Annotated in this window: 20 protein-coding genes; 9 read left to right on the forward strand and 11 right to left on the reverse strand. The window is 39.1% G+C overall.

Annotation, left to right across the window (positions count from 1 at the left end; genetic code table 11):
* Positions 1 to 51: 51 nt before the first annotated feature.
* Together A5875_RS06255 and A5875_RS06260 are read left to right on the forward strand one after the other, a co-directional pair.
* Positions 52 to 1,458: a peptidoglycan DD-metalloendopeptidase family protein gene (locus A5875_RS06255; RefSeq protein WP_088932806.1), complete on the forward strand. Its 1,407-nt coding sequence runs from the start codon at positions 52 to 54 to the stop codon at positions 1,456 to 1,458.
* 82 nt (positions 1,459 to 1,540) lie between these two features.
* Positions 1,541 to 2,251, forward strand: a complete 711-nt coding sequence (locus tag A5875_RS06260; protein WP_088932807.1) for a DNA alkylation repair protein — start codon at positions 1,541 to 1,543, stop codon at positions 2,249 to 2,251.
* A gap of 38 nt (positions 2,252 to 2,289) precedes the next feature.
* On the opposite strand, the gene budA is transcribed toward A5875_RS06260, so the two are convergent.
* From budA to A5875_RS06280, 4 genes are all read right to left on the reverse strand, one after another.
* Positions 2,290 to 3,003, reverse strand: a complete 714-nt coding sequence (budA, locus tag A5875_RS06265; protein ID WP_088932808.1) for an acetolactate decarboxylase — start codon at positions 3,001 to 3,003, stop codon at positions 2,290 to 2,292.
* A gap of 83 nt (positions 3,004 to 3,086) precedes the next feature.
* Positions 3,087 to 4,739, reverse strand: a complete 1,653-nt coding sequence (gene alsS / locus A5875_RS06270) for an acetolactate synthase AlsS (protein WP_088932809.1) — start codon at positions 4,737 to 4,739, stop codon at positions 3,087 to 3,089.
* Between the two features lie 219 nt (positions 4,740 to 4,958).
* Positions 4,959 to 5,423 carry a tRNA (N6-threonylcarbamoyladenosine(37)-N6)-methyltransferase TrmO gene (tsaA, locus tag A5875_RS06275; RefSeq protein WP_088932810.1) on the reverse strand — a complete coding sequence of 155 codons (465 nt, stop codon included), beginning with the start codon at positions 5,421 to 5,423 and terminating at the stop codon, positions 4,959 to 4,961.
* 80 nt (positions 5,424 to 5,503) lie between these two features.
* A complete protein-coding gene (locus A5875_RS06280) occupies positions 5,504 to 6,328 on the reverse strand; it encodes a MerR family transcriptional regulator (RefSeq protein ID WP_254911888.1) in 825 nt (274 codons plus the stop codon).
* 113 nt (positions 6,329 to 6,441) lie between these two features.
* Between A5875_RS06280 and A5875_RS06285 the strand changes: the two genes are divergently transcribed.
* The 7 genes from A5875_RS06285 to A5875_RS06315 all read left to right on the forward strand — a co-directional run bounded on the left by A5875_RS06285 (position 6,442) and on the right by A5875_RS06315 (position 11,509).
* Entirely contained in the window at positions 6,442 to 7,305 is an 864-nt protein-coding gene (locus A5875_RS06285; RefSeq protein ID WP_088932812.1) for an SPL family radical SAM protein, read from the forward strand.
* A gap of 82 nt (positions 7,306 to 7,387) precedes the next feature.
* The gene (locus A5875_RS06290) at positions 7,388 to 7,660 is read left to right on the forward strand and encodes a hypothetical protein (protein ID WP_088932813.1); all 273 of its coding nucleotides are present in this window, start codon (positions 7,388 to 7,390) and stop codon (positions 7,658 to 7,660) included.
* Between the two features lie 23 nt (positions 7,661 to 7,683).
* Positions 7,684 to 8,604 carry a LacI family DNA-binding transcriptional regulator gene (locus tag A5875_RS06295; RefSeq protein WP_088932814.1) on the forward strand — a complete coding sequence of 307 codons (921 nt, stop codon included), beginning with the start codon at positions 7,684 to 7,686 and terminating at the stop codon, positions 8,602 to 8,604.
* Positions 8,605 to 8,810: 206 nt separating this feature from the next.
* Positions 8,811 to 9,260 (forward strand): hypothetical protein, encoded by a 450-nt coding sequence (locus A5875_RS06300; protein ID WP_254911850.1) that lies wholly within the window; start codon positions 8,811 to 8,813, stop codon positions 9,258 to 9,260.
* A 331-nt stretch (positions 9,261 to 9,591) separates the two neighbouring features.
* Positions 9,592 to 9,864: a hypothetical protein gene (locus tag A5875_RS06305; RefSeq protein ID WP_088932813.1), complete on the forward strand. Its 273-nt coding sequence runs from the start codon at positions 9,592 to 9,594 to the stop codon at positions 9,862 to 9,864.
* A gap of 23 nt (positions 9,865 to 9,887) precedes the next feature.
* Entirely contained in the window at positions 9,888 to 10,808 is a 921-nt protein-coding gene (locus A5875_RS06310) for a LacI family DNA-binding transcriptional regulator (RefSeq protein ID WP_088932814.1), read from the forward strand.
* 251 nt (positions 10,809 to 11,059) lie between these two features.
* A complete protein-coding gene (locus tag A5875_RS06315; RefSeq protein ID WP_254911850.1) occupies positions 11,060 to 11,509 on the forward strand; it encodes a hypothetical protein in 450 nt (149 codons plus the stop codon).
* 272 nt (positions 11,510 to 11,781) lie between these two features.
* Here A5875_RS06315 and A5875_RS06320 read toward each other — a convergent pair whose 3' ends face one another.
* The 7 genes from A5875_RS06320 to A5875_RS06345 form a co-directional block, all read right to left on the reverse strand.
* The gene (locus A5875_RS06320; RefSeq protein ID WP_088932816.1) at positions 11,782 to 12,675 is read right to left on the reverse strand and encodes an AraC family transcriptional regulator; all 894 of its coding nucleotides are present in this window, start codon (positions 12,673 to 12,675) and stop codon (positions 11,782 to 11,784) included.
* 95 nt (positions 12,676 to 12,770) lie between these two features.
* A complete protein-coding gene (locus A5875_RS06325; protein ID WP_088932817.1) occupies positions 12,771 to 13,268 on the reverse strand; it encodes a GyrI-like domain-containing protein in 498 nt (165 codons plus the stop codon).
* Between the two features lie 119 nt (positions 13,269 to 13,387).
* Entirely contained in the window at positions 13,388 to 13,864 is a 477-nt protein-coding gene (locus tag A5875_RS06330; RefSeq protein ID WP_088932818.1) for a MarR family winged helix-turn-helix transcriptional regulator, read from the reverse strand.
* Positions 13,857 to 14,492 (reverse strand): CPBP family intramembrane glutamic endopeptidase, encoded by a 636-nt coding sequence (locus tag A5875_RS06335; RefSeq protein WP_141108270.1) that lies wholly within the window; start codon positions 14,490 to 14,492, stop codon positions 13,857 to 13,859. Before A5875_RS06335 ends, A5875_RS06330 begins: the two co-directional genes overlap by 8 nt.
* Positions 14,493 to 14,502: 10 nt before the next feature.
* Positions 14,503 to 14,673, reverse strand: coding sequence for a hypothetical protein (locus A5875_RS23580; RefSeq protein ID WP_176244624.1), 171 nt, complete (start codon positions 14,671 to 14,673; stop codon positions 14,503 to 14,505).
* Positions 14,674 to 14,701: 28 nt separating this feature from the next.
* Positions 14,702 to 14,974, reverse strand: coding sequence for an alpha/beta fold hydrolase (locus A5875_RS06340; RefSeq protein ID WP_088932820.1), 273 nt, complete (start codon positions 14,972 to 14,974; stop codon positions 14,702 to 14,704).
* Positions 14,975 to 15,023: 49 nt separating this feature from the next.
* The gene (locus A5875_RS06345) at positions 15,024 to 15,992 is read right to left on the reverse strand and encodes an alpha/beta fold hydrolase (RefSeq protein ID WP_254911851.1); all 969 of its coding nucleotides are present in this window, start codon (positions 15,990 to 15,992) and stop codon (positions 15,024 to 15,026) included.
* Positions 15,993 to 16,200: the final 208 nt, after the last annotated feature.

Below are 16,200 nucleotides of genomic sequence, written 5' to 3' on the forward strand. Positions count from 1 at the left end.
ATATCTTCTTATATAATTGAACCCGAAAGATGAAAAAAGTGAGGGAATCCATTGATTAAGTTGAAAAAATATACGGCACTAACTTTGTGTGCCCTAACATTAACCGCTACCCCATTAACCGCTTTGGCAGATGAGTACGATCAAAAGATTGCCGATCAAGATAAAAAAATCTCTGACTTACAGCAAACGGAACAGTCTGCTGAAGATCAAAAGGCTGCTTTGGAAGAACAAGTTGCGGCTGTAGAAAAAGAAGTTAGTGATGTCTTAAAAGAAAAAACCAATGAAGAAAAGAAAATGAGTGATCTAACCGCTAAAATTGGCGTTCTTCAAGAAAAAATTCAGAAGCGTGAAGAACAACTGCGCAAACAAGCACGGGATGTTCAAACAAATCATGATGCAGGTTCTATCGTTGACGTTGTAATCAACTCTAAATCTGTTGGTGAAGCTGTTAAGAAAACAATGGCTGTCTCTACTATCCTTACGGCCAACAAAAACATCATGGAACAACAAACAAAAGATAAGGCTGAGCTTGAAAAACTTGAAAAAGAAGCGGAACAGCGCTTAGAAGTAATCAACAAGAAAACAGCTGAATTAAAAGAAAAACAAGATCAATTAGTGCAAACAAAATTGGATCAGCAAGTAAAAATCAACGAGATCCAAGCAAGTATTGCAACTGAAAAAGGTCAAAAAGAAAAATACGAAAAACAGCAAGAAGAAGCTGAGAAGAAACGTCAAGAAGCTTTGAAAGCTTTAGAAGAACAACGTAAAAAAGAAGAAGAAGCTCGGGCAAAAGCACAAGTTGAGGCAGAAAAACAAGCTAAAAAAGCTGCGGAAGAAGCACAAAAAGCAGCCGAAGAAGCTGAAAAACAAGCTGCTGCCGCTGAAACTGCTAAACAAAAACAAGAAGCAGAAATCGCTCAACTTGAAGCGCAACAACAAGAACAGCAAGCTAAACAACAGCAAGAGCAAGCACAAACTGTTACAGATACTGGTGCTAGTCAGGTTACAACAAACCCTGCTCCAACAACTGAGGAATCAAAACCTGCGACAAACAGCAGCGGTTGGGCATCACCTTTATCAATCGGTTTGGTGGTAACTAGTCCATTTGGTCCGCGTCAAGATCCGACAGGCGCTTCTGGTACTCAGCATGATGGGATCGATTTTGCTGGTGCGGCTGGCACTCCGATTCTAGCTTCTAAAGGCGGAAAAGTCGTTGAAGCAGGCTTCCATTGGTCAGCAGGCAACCATGTAGTTATCCAACATTCAGATGGCTACTACTCATATTACATGCACATGGTCTCTGCTCCTAGCGTCGGTGTTGGCTCAGATGTCAGCGCTGGTCAAGTCCTAGGCGGTATGGGAACAACTGGTAACTCAACTGGTGTTCATTTACACTTTGGTGTATCCACTGCTTTATGGTCAGGTTTCGTTAACCCTGCTCCATTATTAGGAATTTAGAAAAGACTTAAAAAGTGTAGAACAATAATCAGAATACATCTGATCATTGTTTTACACTTTTTTTATAGAAAGGAAGGTTTGCATGACAATTGATGACATTATCACGCTTTTAAAAGAGGCGGCTTCTGAAAAGTTCAAAATAAACATTATTAAATTAGGAATTCCTGCTGAACATACGATTGGCGTCCCTACTTCTGAATTAAGAAAGCTTGCTAAAAAAATTCCGAAAGAAAAAGATTTCCTGCTGGCTTTATGGCAAACCGGCTATCATGAATGTAAAATACTCACTGTACTGGCACTCAATCCTAAAGACTGCACCGATAAGGAGATCAACTATTTGATGGATGGAATCATCTCATGGGATCTTTGCGATTTATTTTGTAAAAATATTTTGATTAAGCAAGCGGATTTTGATCGTTTTATTCAACGGTGGATCGATTCAGAGGATTTATTTTACAAGCGTGCAGCTCTCACTCTGATCGCCAGCACCTCAACACATGCTTCCCTCTCCTCCGAGGAGATCAAAAATTACTTAAGCTTGATTGAGATTCATTCGGACGATGATCGTTTGTTAGTAAAGAAGGCGGCTTCTTGGGCATTGAGAGAATTAGGTAAAACCAATGAAGAAGCAAAAGAATTAGCCATTAATACGGCTAAGACAATGCAAAAGCAGGATTCAAAAGCCAAACAATGGGTCGCCAAAGATGCGTTGAAAGAACTGGTTCTTTTAGTTCAAGCGCCTGGACGCTCACGCTTGATTTCTGCCAAATCAAAAATGGGAAAAGAAGTTTAAAAATACCACACCCTCTATTTCGCGGGTGTGGTATTTTTCTACTCTGCTTCTTCGATATCCTTTGCGATTTCATCTAACTTTATTTCGTTTTCTAAATAGTCAGCGTTCTCGGTTGGGAAATGTTGACGGAATTCTGCCAGCTCCATCAAGTCTGCTTTTCCTTCTGCCAATTCAAAATCTAGAACGTGTCCGCCAAATTTGCGGTCGTCGCTGATAAAATGCAAATGGAATCCTGCTGCGGCAGCTCCGTGAAATAATCCGGGAGTAAAGAATCCGACGATTGTGCCAGAAATATCGTCTGCTTCAAACTCTGGCTGGTTTCGCGCGATTTCTACAAAACGCGGATAAGGTTTCACTTGTTTTGGAGCTACACGCACATGCATGTGTTTGAAGATTCCTTCTATTTTAACAGCCGCAAATAAATTGTGACTGATTTTTTCTAAAATCGCTGCTTTGACAAGTTCATCTGAGACATCGGTTAATGAAAATTGTTCATCTGATTCAAAATTTGTTACCGCAGCATATGGTGTCAGTTCGTCACCGGTTAAGCGATTGATATCTCCATTTTCATCAGCGTGATAGATGACACCGTCTAAGAAAATCACTTCTCCATTTGACCCTTCTAATGTGCCTAATCCAAAATCACCATAATTTGATAAGGTTCCGATCTTTTCTGTACCGTCCATTAAATCTTGCATTAATCCGCCAAGTGTTCCATGTTGGTAGATATAACTTCTTGTTTTCACTGTCATGCGTAGTCCCTCCTGTTTCAAATTCATCGTTTCTTTTCTTAGTGAAAAAGATGACTACTTTTTTCATCTATATACGAATTTTCTTAATAAAATTGATCTGGTAAAATTGTCTTTCCTAATTCCTTATTATCAGAGTAATCAATAGGAATATCGATGATCACAGGACCATCTGTTGCCAAGCCTTCTTGGATCGCAGCGTCTAGTTCGGATTTTGAGGTTGCTCGTAAACCTTTTGCTCCAAATGCTTCTGCATATTTAACAAAATCAACTGGTCCAAAGTGAACTCCTGAAGAACGGTCATATTTCATTTCTTCTTGGAATTCCACCATGTTGTAGCTGCCGTCATTCCAAATCAAGTGAATGATTTTTTGTTTCAAACGAACAGCCGTTTCCAGCTCTTGTGCTGAAAACAGGAAGCCGCCGTCTCCGGAAATAGAAAAGATTTGAGTATTTGGTCGAACTAAAGCCGATGAGATCGCCCATGGCAAAGCGACACCCAATGTCTGCATCCCATTACTGAATAATAAATGGCGTGGTTCGTAGCTGCGGAAGTGACGCGCCATCCAAATATAGTGGCTGCCGACATCAACAGTTACGGTCATTTCATCGGTTACATTTTTTTGTAAAGTATCGATCACTTCTAATGGATGGACACGGCCTTCCACTGTTTCACTCTTTTGATTTCCGTTTGTTAATTTTTCTTGCAGTGTTGATAAATAATGTTCAGCGTCTGCCGATAGTTGATACGTATCGATTGAATCGCTCAATTTTTCGATCGTTTTTGCGATACTGCCGATTAATTCAGCTTCAGGCTGCATGTATTGATCGATTTCCATCGGTACTTCATCTATAACTACAATACGCGCATCCTTTTCTGCATTCCAGTTTCGTGCTTCATACTCGATTGGATCATAACCGATCGCCAAAACTAAATCGCTGCGTTTCAACAACATATCTCCTGGTTGATTACGGAATAATCCTACTCGACCAAAGAAATGATTTTCCAATTCGCGAGAAATGATTCCAGCTCCTTGGAAAGTTTCCACTACTGGCAATCCGGTTTTTTCAACGAGTTTGCGAATTGCAGCTGTTTCCTTTTTACCAGAAGCGCGCATCCCAACTAACAGCGTTGGAAGCTTTGCATCGTTGATGCGTTTGACTAAGTCGGCAATATCTTCTTCAGATGCCGAACCTAAAATTGGTGCTGACAATGGTTTGATTGCTTCACCTTTAACCTCGCCATCAGTCACATCTTGCGGAATCGATAAAAAGCTGGCCCCTTTTTTGGCTGTCTTGGCGATCCGATAAGCATTCGCAATACTTTCTGACAAATTTTCTGGGTCTTGAATTTCTGAGCTGTATTTTGTGATGGGTGCAAACAGCGCTGCATTATCCATACTTTGATGAGTTAATTTTGAAAGATCCGAACGTTTTACCTGACCCGCCAATGCCAAAACAGGATCGCCTTCTGCTGTTGCAGTAACTAACCCTGTTGCTAAATTACTTGCACCGGGACCGCTCGTTGCGATCACAACTCCGGGCTCTCCAGTCAAACGGCCAATCGCTTGGGCCATGAACGCCGCATTTTGTTCATGACGAGCCAAGATTAATTGTGGCCCATGATCTTCCAATGTATCAAATACGCCATCGATCTTGGCACCAGGAATCCCAAAGATGAAGGGTACGTTATGATTTTCTAAACTATTAACAATGATTTCAGAACCTTTATTACTCACTGTATTACATCTCCTTAAAATCTGTATCACTTACGTCTGCCAATATAGCATCAATTCATTTATTTATCAACAATGAAACATCAGAATTATGTGTTTTATCAAAAATTATGAAAATCGTTTTTCATGGCGACTAGAAAAATCTATTTTCTATGTATAAGCTTCAACGCTTTAGAAGCTGAGAGACGAAAAAAAGAAGCCTCATTGCTGAGACTTCTAGGTTTATTCTGGAAAATTAAATTCCGCTCCCCAATCAAAAGTACCCGAACTTTCAAAGCTTTGCGGCCAATGGGCACACCAATCAGGACCCTTAAAGCTTTCTAGTACATCTGAACTCGCTGTGTAAGGCTTAATATCCAAGATAGGACTATCATCTTCCGCGTCGAGATATTCAAGATATACTTTGTTTCCTTGAATCTCAATAATTTTTGCGGCGGATAACGCGATTGGATTGGGTCTAACTGGTCCGCGCGTTGCGAAAGTACCTAATTCTTTTGGACCATTTGTGTAGGGCTTACTGACGGTCGTTCCTCGAAGCTCAGGAATATCTAAATGATGGAACCAATACAGCACATAAAGATGACTGAAATCATCCAGCCCAATTAATCCATCTTGATATTCAGGCAGCAGCTCCAAATAAACTCCCGTATCTGTTTGTTTTACTTTACCGATTTCTTTGATTTCCATAATATCTCCTATCTTGGGATAAATGCTATCCCAATTTTTTTTTTGAGTCGCGACCTCTAATTAGAAGATAAATCCTCACGCTATGTGAGAGTCAAGGGGATTAATGGAATTTGTAATTCGGTCAAATATTCTTCTGGATTAGCTGTATGCTCTGGACCTACGTGACAGATTTGTCGAGTGGCCTTCACCATTTCAAACTCAGGATGTTCATCCAGCCACTTGGCAAATGATTGATAGGCTTCCGGAAGTTGATGATAATTACCTTCCACGTACATGATCGCAGCATGTTCAAGTGTTGGGAGCTGTCTCATTTGCAACGGTTCTTTGGCTTTCTTATTAGAAATAATAGCTACCTCGACATCCACGCCCTCTTCCAAATATTCTTCATCGTGAAAAATCGTCAAATTTTGATCCGGATCAGCTGGAAAAGAAATGTCCTGTTTTTTCAATTGCTCCATAAATTCTTTCCACAACAGGCCCTCATGATAGAAGCTTTTGATTTTCTTTCGTAAACTGACGACTGAAATAGCTGGAATCTTTTTGATCGTCACTTGATACTTTTCTTTATGCTGCATGCGCTGGATCATCTGATGGATCTGCTGCTGACGAAATTGATCGCGCTGAATTTCTTTTTCAATTTCACGATCCTTTTTTAGTAACGCCGCAGTAAAAATTTTAGGATCTTGCTGGATCAGATTTTTGATTTCTTTTAGCGAAAACTTCAAGTCTCTTAGTAAGACAATTTGGGCTAAAACTTCTAACTGTCTGACTGAATAATAACGATAGCCAGATTCTTCATCAACTAATTTAGGATGAAGCAGATCAATTTCGTCATAATGACGCAAGGTTCGAATCGACACTTGTCCCAGTTGAGAAAATTCACCAATTTTCAGCAATAAAAACACCTCCATTGCTTATTATACCGATACTTTTGATTGTTATCAGCATTAATTTATGGGATAATAAATACGAACTCTTGTTCTGGTTGCTGCATTTTATTTAGTAAAGAAGGTGTATTATGCATTACAAAGAATATAAAACAATTTTGTCCGCAAAGAATGGATTGAACCTCTTTCGCGGATGCACTCATGGCTGTATCTATTGCGATAGCCGCAGTGAATGTTATCAGATCAATCATAATTTTGAAGATATCGAAGTAAAGGCCAATGCGTTAGAGATTTTTGAACGAGAATTACAACGCCGTCGCAACCCCTGTATGATCGGCACTGGCGCAATGACTGATCCGTATATCCAATTAGAGCCGCGGCTAAAAATCACACGAGGTGCTTTAGAATTGATCGATAAATATGAATTTGGCGTTGCGATTCAAACCAAATCCTCCCGTATCCTGCGTGATTTGGATCTGCTGAAATCGATCAATCAAAAAACCAAAGCCGTTGTTGAAATGACTTTGACCACATATGACGAAGAGCTATGTAAAATTTTGGAGCCACATGTTTCTACTACTAAAGAACGTTTTGGGACATTGCTGAAATTTAAAGAAGCGGGTGTGCCAACGGTCGTCTGGTTATCCCCTATCCTGCCCTTCATTAATGATAGTGAAGAGAATTTACGCGGGATTTTAGATTATTGTATTCAAGCAGGCGTGAAAGGAATTCTTTGTTTCGGCTTCGGTGTGACGATGCGTGCTGGCAACCGAGAGTATTTTTACCAGCAATTAGATAGACACTTTCCCGGGATGAAGAAAAAATATATCTATGCATTTGGTGAAAATTACGTCTGCAACAGTCCTAACAACGATCGGCTAATGGAGATTTTTATCGAAACTTGTCAAAAACATGGTATCCTTTGGAAAACGGATGAAGTTTTTGGCTACTTGCATGAATTTGAAGACAAACGGGAACAATTGTCTTTATTCTAAAAAAAATAGAATAAAACGCTTGCTATGAAACTCGTTTCATAAATTATACTTCCCTTGTAAAGAAAAAAAGGAGGAATTTTTTATGAATACGTATGTGAAAGTTCAGCACGACGACACACAAGAGCATTTTCAAGTTTCCCTGCATTTTTCTGAAGAACAATTGAGACTTGTAAGAAGCCGTGGATTTAAACGGCCGATTATTCAAAACCTTAAACTAGCTGAGATCAAACACTTATTTATCAGCGACCTATTAGGCAGTCCGATTGTCAGTTTCTTTTATCATGACCGCCGTTATACTTTTTATCAATTTGGTCCTGCGGTCATTGAATATTTAAAAGAGCATTTAGCCGCTTAATACATTTAGAAGAGGTGTCCCCCATGGCAAATATCCGCGATATCGCAAAAATCACAGGTTACTCAGTTTCTACCATTTCTCGTGTCATCAATAATCATCCTTATGTTGATGATAAAAAACGGGCGAAAGTGCTAGAAGTAATGGCTGAGCTGAACTATGTGCCCAACCGATCTGCACAAAATCTGAGTTATGGCAGAACAAAAAATATTGGCGTGATTCTGCCATTTGTTAATCATGATTATTACGATCAGATGCTCAGCGGTATTATGCAGGCGGCCTTTGACCATGGCTATCAAATCAGTTTGCTGCCGACAAATTATGATCAAAAACTAGAAAAGCGCTACTTAGCAGAATTTTCTAAACGGTCCTTTGACGGGTTGATCGTCACTACGAAAGCTAACTCGATTCAAGTTTTCCTTGATTATCTGCAATATGGTCCGATCATTTTTTGCGAAGAGATTCCAAATGCAGATGTCAGCTGTGTCTACATCAATTTAAAGAATTCATTGAAGGAAGCTTTCTCTTATTTAAAAGAACGAGGCGTTACACATCCTGGGATGACGTTAGGCCGAAGTAAAAATATTAGCCACAACTCTGAGCTTTCGATCCGCATCGCAAAAGAAATCTATCCTGACTTTGACGAGGCAAATATTTTTTGGGATTGTATCGTAGCAGAGGATGGTATCCAAGCGGCGCGCTTTTTCAAAAAACAAAAGGTCGACGGCATTTTAACTTTTGGCGATAGTATTGCAGCCACAATTTTACAGCAATACGAGACGAACAAACCGTTGGTCATTGGGAGAGAAAATCTGCTGATAAGTGAAGTAATGGGCTTTTCCACCATCGATCATCATCTAGCGGAATGCGGAAAGAAAGCTTTTGAAGCTTTTTATCATCACAAACAGGAAAAAATCTGTATCCCTCACCATTTCATAAAAAGATAAGTACAAAAGCCAGCTGGAATTTCATTTTCCAGCTGGCTTTTTTTGCTGCTTTACAAGGAAAGCATACTTTACATAGCTGGAAAAGGAACTTATACTTAAAGTACGGAAAGGAAACTTTCCATAGCGTAACTATTTTACTAAAGAGTCAATGGTAACTTCGATCACTTGTTGTCCAAAATTGGCTGCTATCTTATAAGGAGGAAAAAATGATGAAAAAATCAACGCTTTATACAGGTTTGGTCTATGTATTAGCTGGAATAGTCTGTTTAGTAATTGCTTTGACAACTGAGTTCCGACTTGAATCATTATTATGGGGTTTAGCTGGAGCTGGGATTTTCTCAGGGGTCATTGTGCTGGGGAAATATTTTTATTGGATGAGTCCGGAACATAAAACCCAATATCAAGATCGTTTAAAAGATGAGTCGGTTAACTTGAATGACGAACGGAAAATCATGCTGCGGGATAAAAGCGGTCGTCTAGCCTATATCGCTATGTTGATTTTACAGTTAGCCCTCATGATTGTCTTCTCCATTATGAGTATGCTTGGTTATATGTCCCCTTTTTCTAAATATGCTTGTGTTGGCTTGAGTTTATTGCTGGTCATTCATTATATTTTTGGAATCGTTGCTTACAACCGTTTGAGTAAAACTTTATAAATACGTAAGCAGGCCAGTTGAAGCCTTCCTTCAACTGGCCTGCTTTTATTGTTGAAAACAATCAGATACTTTAACGGCTGTCTCTTATACACATCTAGATGTGTATAAGAGACAGGTCCTAACAACGATCGGCTAATGGAGATTTTTATCGAAACTTGTCAAAAACATGGTATCCTTTGGAAAACGGATGAAGTTTTTGGCTACTTGCATGAATTTGAAGACAAACGGGAACAATTGTCTTTATTCTAAAAAAAATAGAATAAAACGCTTGCTATGAAACTCGTTTCATAAATTATACTTCCCTTGTAAAGAAAAAAAGGAGGAATTTTTTATGAATACGTATGTGAAAGTTCAGCACGACGACACACAAGAGCATTTTCAAGTTTCCCTGCATTTTTCTGAAGAACAATTGAGACTTGTAAGAAGCCGTGGATTTAAACGGCCGATTATTCAAAACCTTAAACTAGCTGAGATCAAACACTTATTTATCAGCGACCTATTAGGCAGTCCGATTGTCAGTTTCTTTTATCATGACCGCCGTTATACTTTTTATCAATTTGGTCCTGCGGTCATTGAATATTTAAAAGAGCATTTAGCCGCTTAATACATTTAGAAGAGGTGTCCCCCATGGCAAATATCCGCGATATCGCAAAAATCACAGGTTACTCAGTTTCTACCATTTCTCGTGTCATCAATAATCATCCTTATGTTGATGATAAAAAACGGGCGAAAGTGCTAGAAGTAATGGCTGAGCTGAACTATGTGCCCAACCGATCTGCACAAAATCTGAGTTATGGCAGAACAAAAAATATTGGCGTGATTCTGCCATTTGTTAATCATGATTATTACGATCAGATGCTCAGCGGTATTATGCAGGCGGCCTTTGACCATGGCTATCAAATCAGTTTGCTGCCGACAAATTATGATCAAAAACTAGAAAAGCGCTACTTAGCAGAATTTTCTAAACGGTCCTTTGACGGGTTGATCGTCACTACGAAAGCTAACTCGATTCAAGTTTTCCTTGATTATCTGCAATATGGTCCGATCATTTTTTGCGAAGAGATTCCAAATGCAGATGTCAGCTGTGTCTACATCAATTTAAAGAATTCATTGAAGGAAGCTTTCTCTTATTTAAAAGAACGAGGCGTTACACATCCTGGGATGACGTTAGGCCGAAGTAAAAATATTAGCCACAACTCTGAGCTTTCGATCCGCATCGCAAAAGAAATCTATCCTGACTTTGACGAGGCAAATATTTTTTGGGATTGTATCGTAGCAGAGGATGGTATCCAAGCGGCGCGCTTTTTCAAAAAACAAAAGGTCGACGGCATTTTAACTTTTGGCGATAGTATTGCAGCCACAATTTTACAGCAATACGAGACGAACAAACCGTTGGTCATTGGGAGAGAAAATCTGCTGATAAGTGAAGTAATGGGCTTTTCCACCATCGATCATCATCTAGCGGAATGCGGAAAGAAAGCTTTTGAAGCTTTTTATCATCACAAACAGGAAAAAATCTGTATCCCTCACCATTTCATAAAAAGATAAGTACAAAAGCCAGCTGGAATTTCATTTTCCAGCTGGCTTTTTTTGCTGCTTTACAAGTAAAGCTTTTCCCAATATTTTTATAGTTTTCCAAATTTTCGAATGGAAAGCATACTTTACATAGCTGGAAAAGGAACTTATACTTAAAGTACGGAAAGGAAACTTTCCATAGCGTAACTATTTTACTAAAGAGTCAATGGTAACTTCGATCACTTGTTGTCCAAAATTGGCTGCTATCTTATAAGGAGGAAAAAATGATGAAAAAATCAACGCTTTATACAGGTTTGGTCTATGTATTAGCTGGAATAGTCTGTTTAGTAATTGCTTTGACAACTGAGTTCCGACTTGAATCATTATTATGGGGTTTAGCTGGAGCTGGGATTTTCTCAGGGGTCATTGTGCTGGGGAAATATTTTTATTGGATGAGTCCGGAACATAAAACCCAATATCAAGATCGTTTAAAAGATGAGTCGGTTAACTTGAATGACGAACGGAAAATCATGCTGCGGGATAAAAGCGGTCGTCTAGCCTATATCGCTATGTTGATTTTACAGTTAGCCCTCATGATTGTCTTCTCCATTATGAGTATGCTTGGTTATATGTCCCCTTTTTCTAAATATGCTTGTGTTGGCTTGAGTTTATTGCTGGTCATTCATTATATTTTTGGAATCGTTGCTTACAACCGTTTGAGTAAAACTTTATAAATACGTAAGCAGGCCAGTTGAAGCCTTCCTTCAACTGGCCTGCTTTTATTGTTGAAAACAATCAGATACTTTAACGGTTCATCTCCAATATATAAATTGGCTGTTTGTGACAAGGACTTAGCCAGTTCCACTTTTTTTCGCTCCTTCATTTTACGATATCTTGAGCTCGTTCTATCGTCAAACTTTCTTATAACTTATCAATGCTGTAAAGTGCCTTATTGCAAGAATTAAACATAAAAGACAAGAATGATTAATCACTCTTGTCTCACAGCTTATTCTTTTTCAATTGGGAGCCAAATTTCTAAGCAGGCACGGTCTTCCAACGACAGATAGGTTTCCAGCTCTGGTCCATCGATTTTTTGATAGTCTGTTTGCGGCAGCCAAGTGTTGAAGATTTGCTGCTGTAATTGATAATACGCATTCGAAACATTTTCTGTTTTACGATAATCATAGGGCTCACTGACAAAAACAGCATATGTTTGCTTGGGAATTTCGATCGTCAAATAATCCGTCGAGGCATGTTGATTCAAAACAAAGCCGGTAAAATAGTTTAGATTTCCTGATTGCGGTTTGACAGGATTGGCCACCGCGAAATAAGGCACACGTTTTAGACCGAAAAAGTTTTTTCGCGTCGCATCGCTTTCCGCAAACGTTCGCAGCTCTTGATCACTGAAAAAAGTTTCCCATTGTTTGCCTGTATTTTTGAATAGGTCATCTTCCAATTGATACGCGGCCATTTTCCCGACGACCGTAAAGCTCGGCAGCTGCTCGATATGGTAGTTCAGCGTCTTGCCACCATTAATTTGGATATCCAGCCGAATCGGCGGAAAGAAATTGATTGCCGCTTTGAGGTCCTTTGCCTGGCTTGGTGTGATCCCGTGAAATTTGGAAAACGCTCGATTAAATGCTGACCGATTGGCATAGCCGCATAACTCAGAAATCTCATCAATCGAATAATCTTTGCGTAATAATTCCACCGCCTCTGATAATCGGCGATTGCGTAGATATGTTGAAAACGAATAGCCGGTTAAATACGTGAAAAAACGATGGAAGGTATATTCTGAAAGCAGCGCCTGTTTGGCTAATTGTTTCAACGAAACAGCTTCAAATAAATGATTTTCAATGTGAGCCAACGTCGCTGAAAAACGTTCTAAATCCTTTGACATGGTTCTCCTCCTACTAAACTCTCTTTCATAAGAATAGCATATTGAGGAGAAGTTCCTAAACTTTTCTAAACCTTTCTAAACTTTTTGAAGCTCGATTATTTTTTTCTTACTGGAACCCAAATCTCAACATCATCTCCCTGTCCATAAACCTCCAGATCCGGTCCGCCGGAAGTCATTTTCCCTGTCATGTATCCTTTGTTCAGTAATTCGTATTCTTTGGATTTGGGTGCCCACTTTGTCACAATCGCAAACTGTGTTTTTCCATTAGTTTTTCTCGTACAGGGAAAAACAGCCCATGTACTTGCCGGTACCTCGATTTCAAATAAATCTGACGGTGTATCCTTGGTCGTTGCAGCAGCGATATAATAATCAAACTTTTTGGCATCCGTTTTATCAATATTATAGAAACTGGCTCCGATCAATCCAAACGGTTCGTGATCGATCAGCGGTAAGAGCGCTTCTTGCTTACCAGCCGCTAGAATTTCATTCCAAAATGCAGGACAGTCCTTCATTCCTTGCCGTTTTGCATTCGTTGATTCCTTTTTAAAGCCTACTAGTTTAAAGCTTTCTAATTCAACAATTCGATGTTCCATAATTAATCCCCTCTTTCTTTTCTTCACTATAGCAAAGCAGGCTTGACATCCCTTTACCTTTTTTAAAGCAAAAAAAGAGAAAGACAAGATCTATTTTTTTGGTCCTGTCTTTCTCTTACTCATATTTTTCTTCCATCTGCTTCAAAACCGTCTTGCACTTCGCCATCAAATTCGTAGAGCTTTTTCAACAGTCCCCAAAACTGCTCCAATTCGTCTGAAGAAAAAGTTTGAAAGGTCTTTTGTAAAAATATCCAGCCTTGCTCATTAGTCTGTTCAAAAACTTTTTTTCCACTTTCAGTAATCACAAGGTTGACTGATCGCGCGTCTAGTTTACTTTTTTCAGATTTCAAATAGCCTTTATCTTTCAGCTTATTGATGATTTGCGCCGTGCTTTGTTTTGTTGCTCCCAGTTTGGAGGCAATCGCGTTTAAGGTCACTTCGCCCTCTGGAATATGAACGATTGCGATTAATGCCATCAGCTGTCTTGAAGTCAATTCTTTCATCAATTCGTCACCTACAGCCTGCAATTTGTTCGTTACCGAAAATAAAGTCGCATAAGTCTGTGAAATTAGAAATAATCGATTATTCTTATCCAACGAGCCACTCTCCTTCTTTGACATCATCGTCAATTTCATCATACCATATATAAAAACTTACACTAATTGCTCGGGTGTTTTTTTGCTGACTTTCCTCTGATATAAAGCAGCTCATAAGTATTATCAACGAGACTGGAATATTATTATAGTTTGGCGGATAGACATCTGTGAATGAGTTGAACCCAGCGTGCAGCAAAATACATAAGGCAATACTTTCATATCTATTCCATAAAAACGTTAACAAGAAAGCAAAACTGAATACTATCAGGACATAACTGCTAAACCGAATCACATCTTGACCCGATCCTTTGACCAACCACAAAGGTAAATGCCAAATCGACCAGATAATTGCTGTAATACAAGTAGAGACAAAACTAGAAAATCTCTCCTGCAATTGCGGTAATAAATAGCCTCGCCAACCGACCTCTTCTAATCCTCCACCAAAAAAAATCATTACAGGAAATTGAGTCAAAGCCACATAAATCGGTGCTTGCTGTTGAGAAGCTCCCAACAAAACTGGCAACAAACAAAATCCCCAAGCTAAAACAACAACACTCACATACCCCGTAATCGGCTGTTTTAAATTGAATATATTCTTAACGAAGAAATGAAAACTTTGTTTACTCATCGTTCTTTTTTTATAATACACGCTGCCAGCATCGGTCCAGCTGCTCCAAAACTATATAAGGCAAGGCTGCCAGCGAAAATAGCTGAATATTCATAAAATTAGTCAAGTAGGCCACAAGCAGCCAGCAGGACCATGAAATCGAGAAGGTGACACTTAGATAACCAAAAATTTTTTTCTCCATAACTTTTCACTCCTTCATGTTAAATCTTTTATTTTTCCACCTGAGATTTAATTTCCCTAACTGCTTCAAGAAAAGCTTCAGGTTCTTCAAAATTTGGACTATGGGCTGAATTTTGGAAAGTATAAAATTTCTTATCAGGAGCCTTTACCGCCGCAAAGTATTCTTTTGCCAACTGATAAGAAACCTGATAATCATGTTTTCCATGTAACCCATAAACTGAAACTTCCAACTTAGGCATAGACTCTAATAAATTATCATTTGAATATTCTTCGGTATCTAATTTCTCATTAGATAGCACCATTCCCTTGAACGCCTGAAGCTTCTCGCTAAGAGCTGTCTCTTATACACATCTAGATGTGTAATTCTTCGGTATCTAATTTCTCATTAGATAGCACCATTCCCTTGAACGCCTGAAGCTTCTCGCTAAGAGTGTACCCTTTAAAAAATATTAAGTGCTTGATCATCGTGGTTAAAGATGGACCCGCATGTCGAATCCCCACACCATACTTTTCCTGTCTCTTATACACATCTAGATGTGTATAAGAGACAGCGCTAAGAGTGTACCCTTTAAAAAATATTAAGTGCTTGATCATCGTGGTTAAAGATGGACCCGCATGTCGAATCCCCACACCATACTTTTCTAAGAGCATATTATATGATGGAGCCTCTGGATCAAAAACAGCCAGCTTCTTCACCGATTTTTTATCATTGATCTCTTTTGCGTGTTTTCGCAGATAATCATAAGCTAGCCTTTGTCCTTTCTTTTGATGAATAGGTTGCCCGATCCCCATGTATGCCGAATAGAGCTCAGGATTTTTTTCTGCAGCATGGATACCCACATAAGCACCCCAAGAATGTCCCATCAAATAAATTTTATCCTGTTTGAATCGTTTCCTTAAATAATTAGTGACTTCGATTGTATCCGTTATCGCTTGAGCTTTCGTCATCGTCTTGCTATCTAAATTTTTCGTATTCGACATCCCAGTTCCCCGCTGATCCCAGTAACAAACGACAAATTCCTTTTCAAGGCGATCCTGAGTTCCCCAAGCCTCTGACATTGCAAACTCTGGAGTGCCGGGACCGCCGTGTAAAAAGAGCAGAACAGGTTTACTTTGATCTTCCCCACGAATAAACATTCCTTGTTTGATTCCGCCAATTTCAACAAACTTCTTTTCACTAATGCTTCCTGAGATTGTTTCTCCTTTTTCATTTTTTAAACTTGCCAATTTCCCTGGACTGTTGAGAAACACTAGAAAGAATCCTGCAACCATCACAAACACCAATAATGCTAAAATAATCAACCCTATTTTCTTCACCATAACCAATTGCTCCTTTTTATTTAGTCATTATAATTACTATATTAAGATCTGTCTCTTATACACATCTAGATGTGTATAAGAGACAGGGATCATTGTGCAAAAAAATGATCAACTGCTTTATGAAGAGTATTTCAACTGTCTCTTATACACATCTAGATGTGTATAAGAGACAGGTATTTCAATGACTGCGACGAAGCGAGTAAAATTC

The organism is Enterococcus sp. 3H8_DIV0648 (assembly GCF_002140655.1).
Lineage (GTDB): Bacteria > Bacillota > Bacilli > Lactobacillales > Enterococcaceae > Enterococcus_A > Enterococcus_A hulanensis.

Coding starts and splice junctions, on each gene's coding strand:
- A5875_RS23580 (WP_176244624.1), bottom strand. CDS start 14,673: ATGGAGAAAAAAATTTTTGGTTATCTAAGTGTCACCTTCTCGATTTCA.
- A5875_RS06285 (WP_088932812.1), top strand. CDS start 6,442: ATGCATTACAAAGAATATAAAACAATTTTGTCCGCAAAGAATGGATTG.
- A5875_RS06300 (WP_254911850.1), top strand. CDS start 8,811: ATGATGAAAAAATCAACGCTTTATACAGGTTTGGTCTATGTATTAGCT.
- A5875_RS06325 (WP_088932817.1), bottom strand. CDS start 13,268: ATGGAACATCGAATTGTTGAATTAGAAAGCTTTAAACTAGTAGGCTTT.
- A5875_RS06345 (WP_254911851.1), bottom strand. CDS start 15,992: ATGGTGAAGAAAATAGGGTTGATTATTTTAGCATTATTGGTGTTTGTG.
- A5875_RS06320 (WP_088932816.1), bottom strand. CDS start 12,675: ATGTCAAAGGATTTAGAACGTTTTTCAGCGACGTTGGCTCACATTGAA.
- budA (WP_088932808.1), bottom strand. CDS start 3,003: ATGACAGTGAAAACAAGAAGTTATATCTACCAACATGGAACACTTGGC.
- tsaA (WP_088932810.1), bottom strand. CDS start 5,423: ATGGAAATCAAAGAAATCGGTAAAGTAAAACAAACAGATACGGGAGTT.
- A5875_RS06260 (WP_088932807.1), top strand. CDS start 1,541: ATGACAATTGATGACATTATCACGCTTTTAAAAGAGGCGGCTTCTGAA.
- A5875_RS06335 (WP_141108270.1), bottom strand. CDS start 14,492: ATGAGTAAACAAAGTTTTCATTTCTTCGTTAAGAATATATTCAATTTA.
- A5875_RS06295 (WP_088932814.1), top strand. CDS start 7,684: ATGGCAAATATCCGCGATATCGCAAAAATCACAGGTTACTCAGTTTCT.
- A5875_RS06290 (WP_088932813.1), top strand. CDS start 7,388: ATGAATACGTATGTGAAAGTTCAGCACGACGACACACAAGAGCATTTT.
- A5875_RS06315 (WP_254911850.1), top strand. CDS start 11,060: ATGATGAAAAAATCAACGCTTTATACAGGTTTGGTCTATGTATTAGCT.
- A5875_RS06310 (WP_088932814.1), top strand. CDS start 9,888: ATGGCAAATATCCGCGATATCGCAAAAATCACAGGTTACTCAGTTTCT.
- A5875_RS06305 (WP_088932813.1), top strand. CDS start 9,592: ATGAATACGTATGTGAAAGTTCAGCACGACGACACACAAGAGCATTTT.
- A5875_RS06340 (WP_088932820.1), bottom strand. CDS start 14,974: ATGGTGCTATCTAATGAGAAATTAGATACCGAAGAATATTCAAATGAT.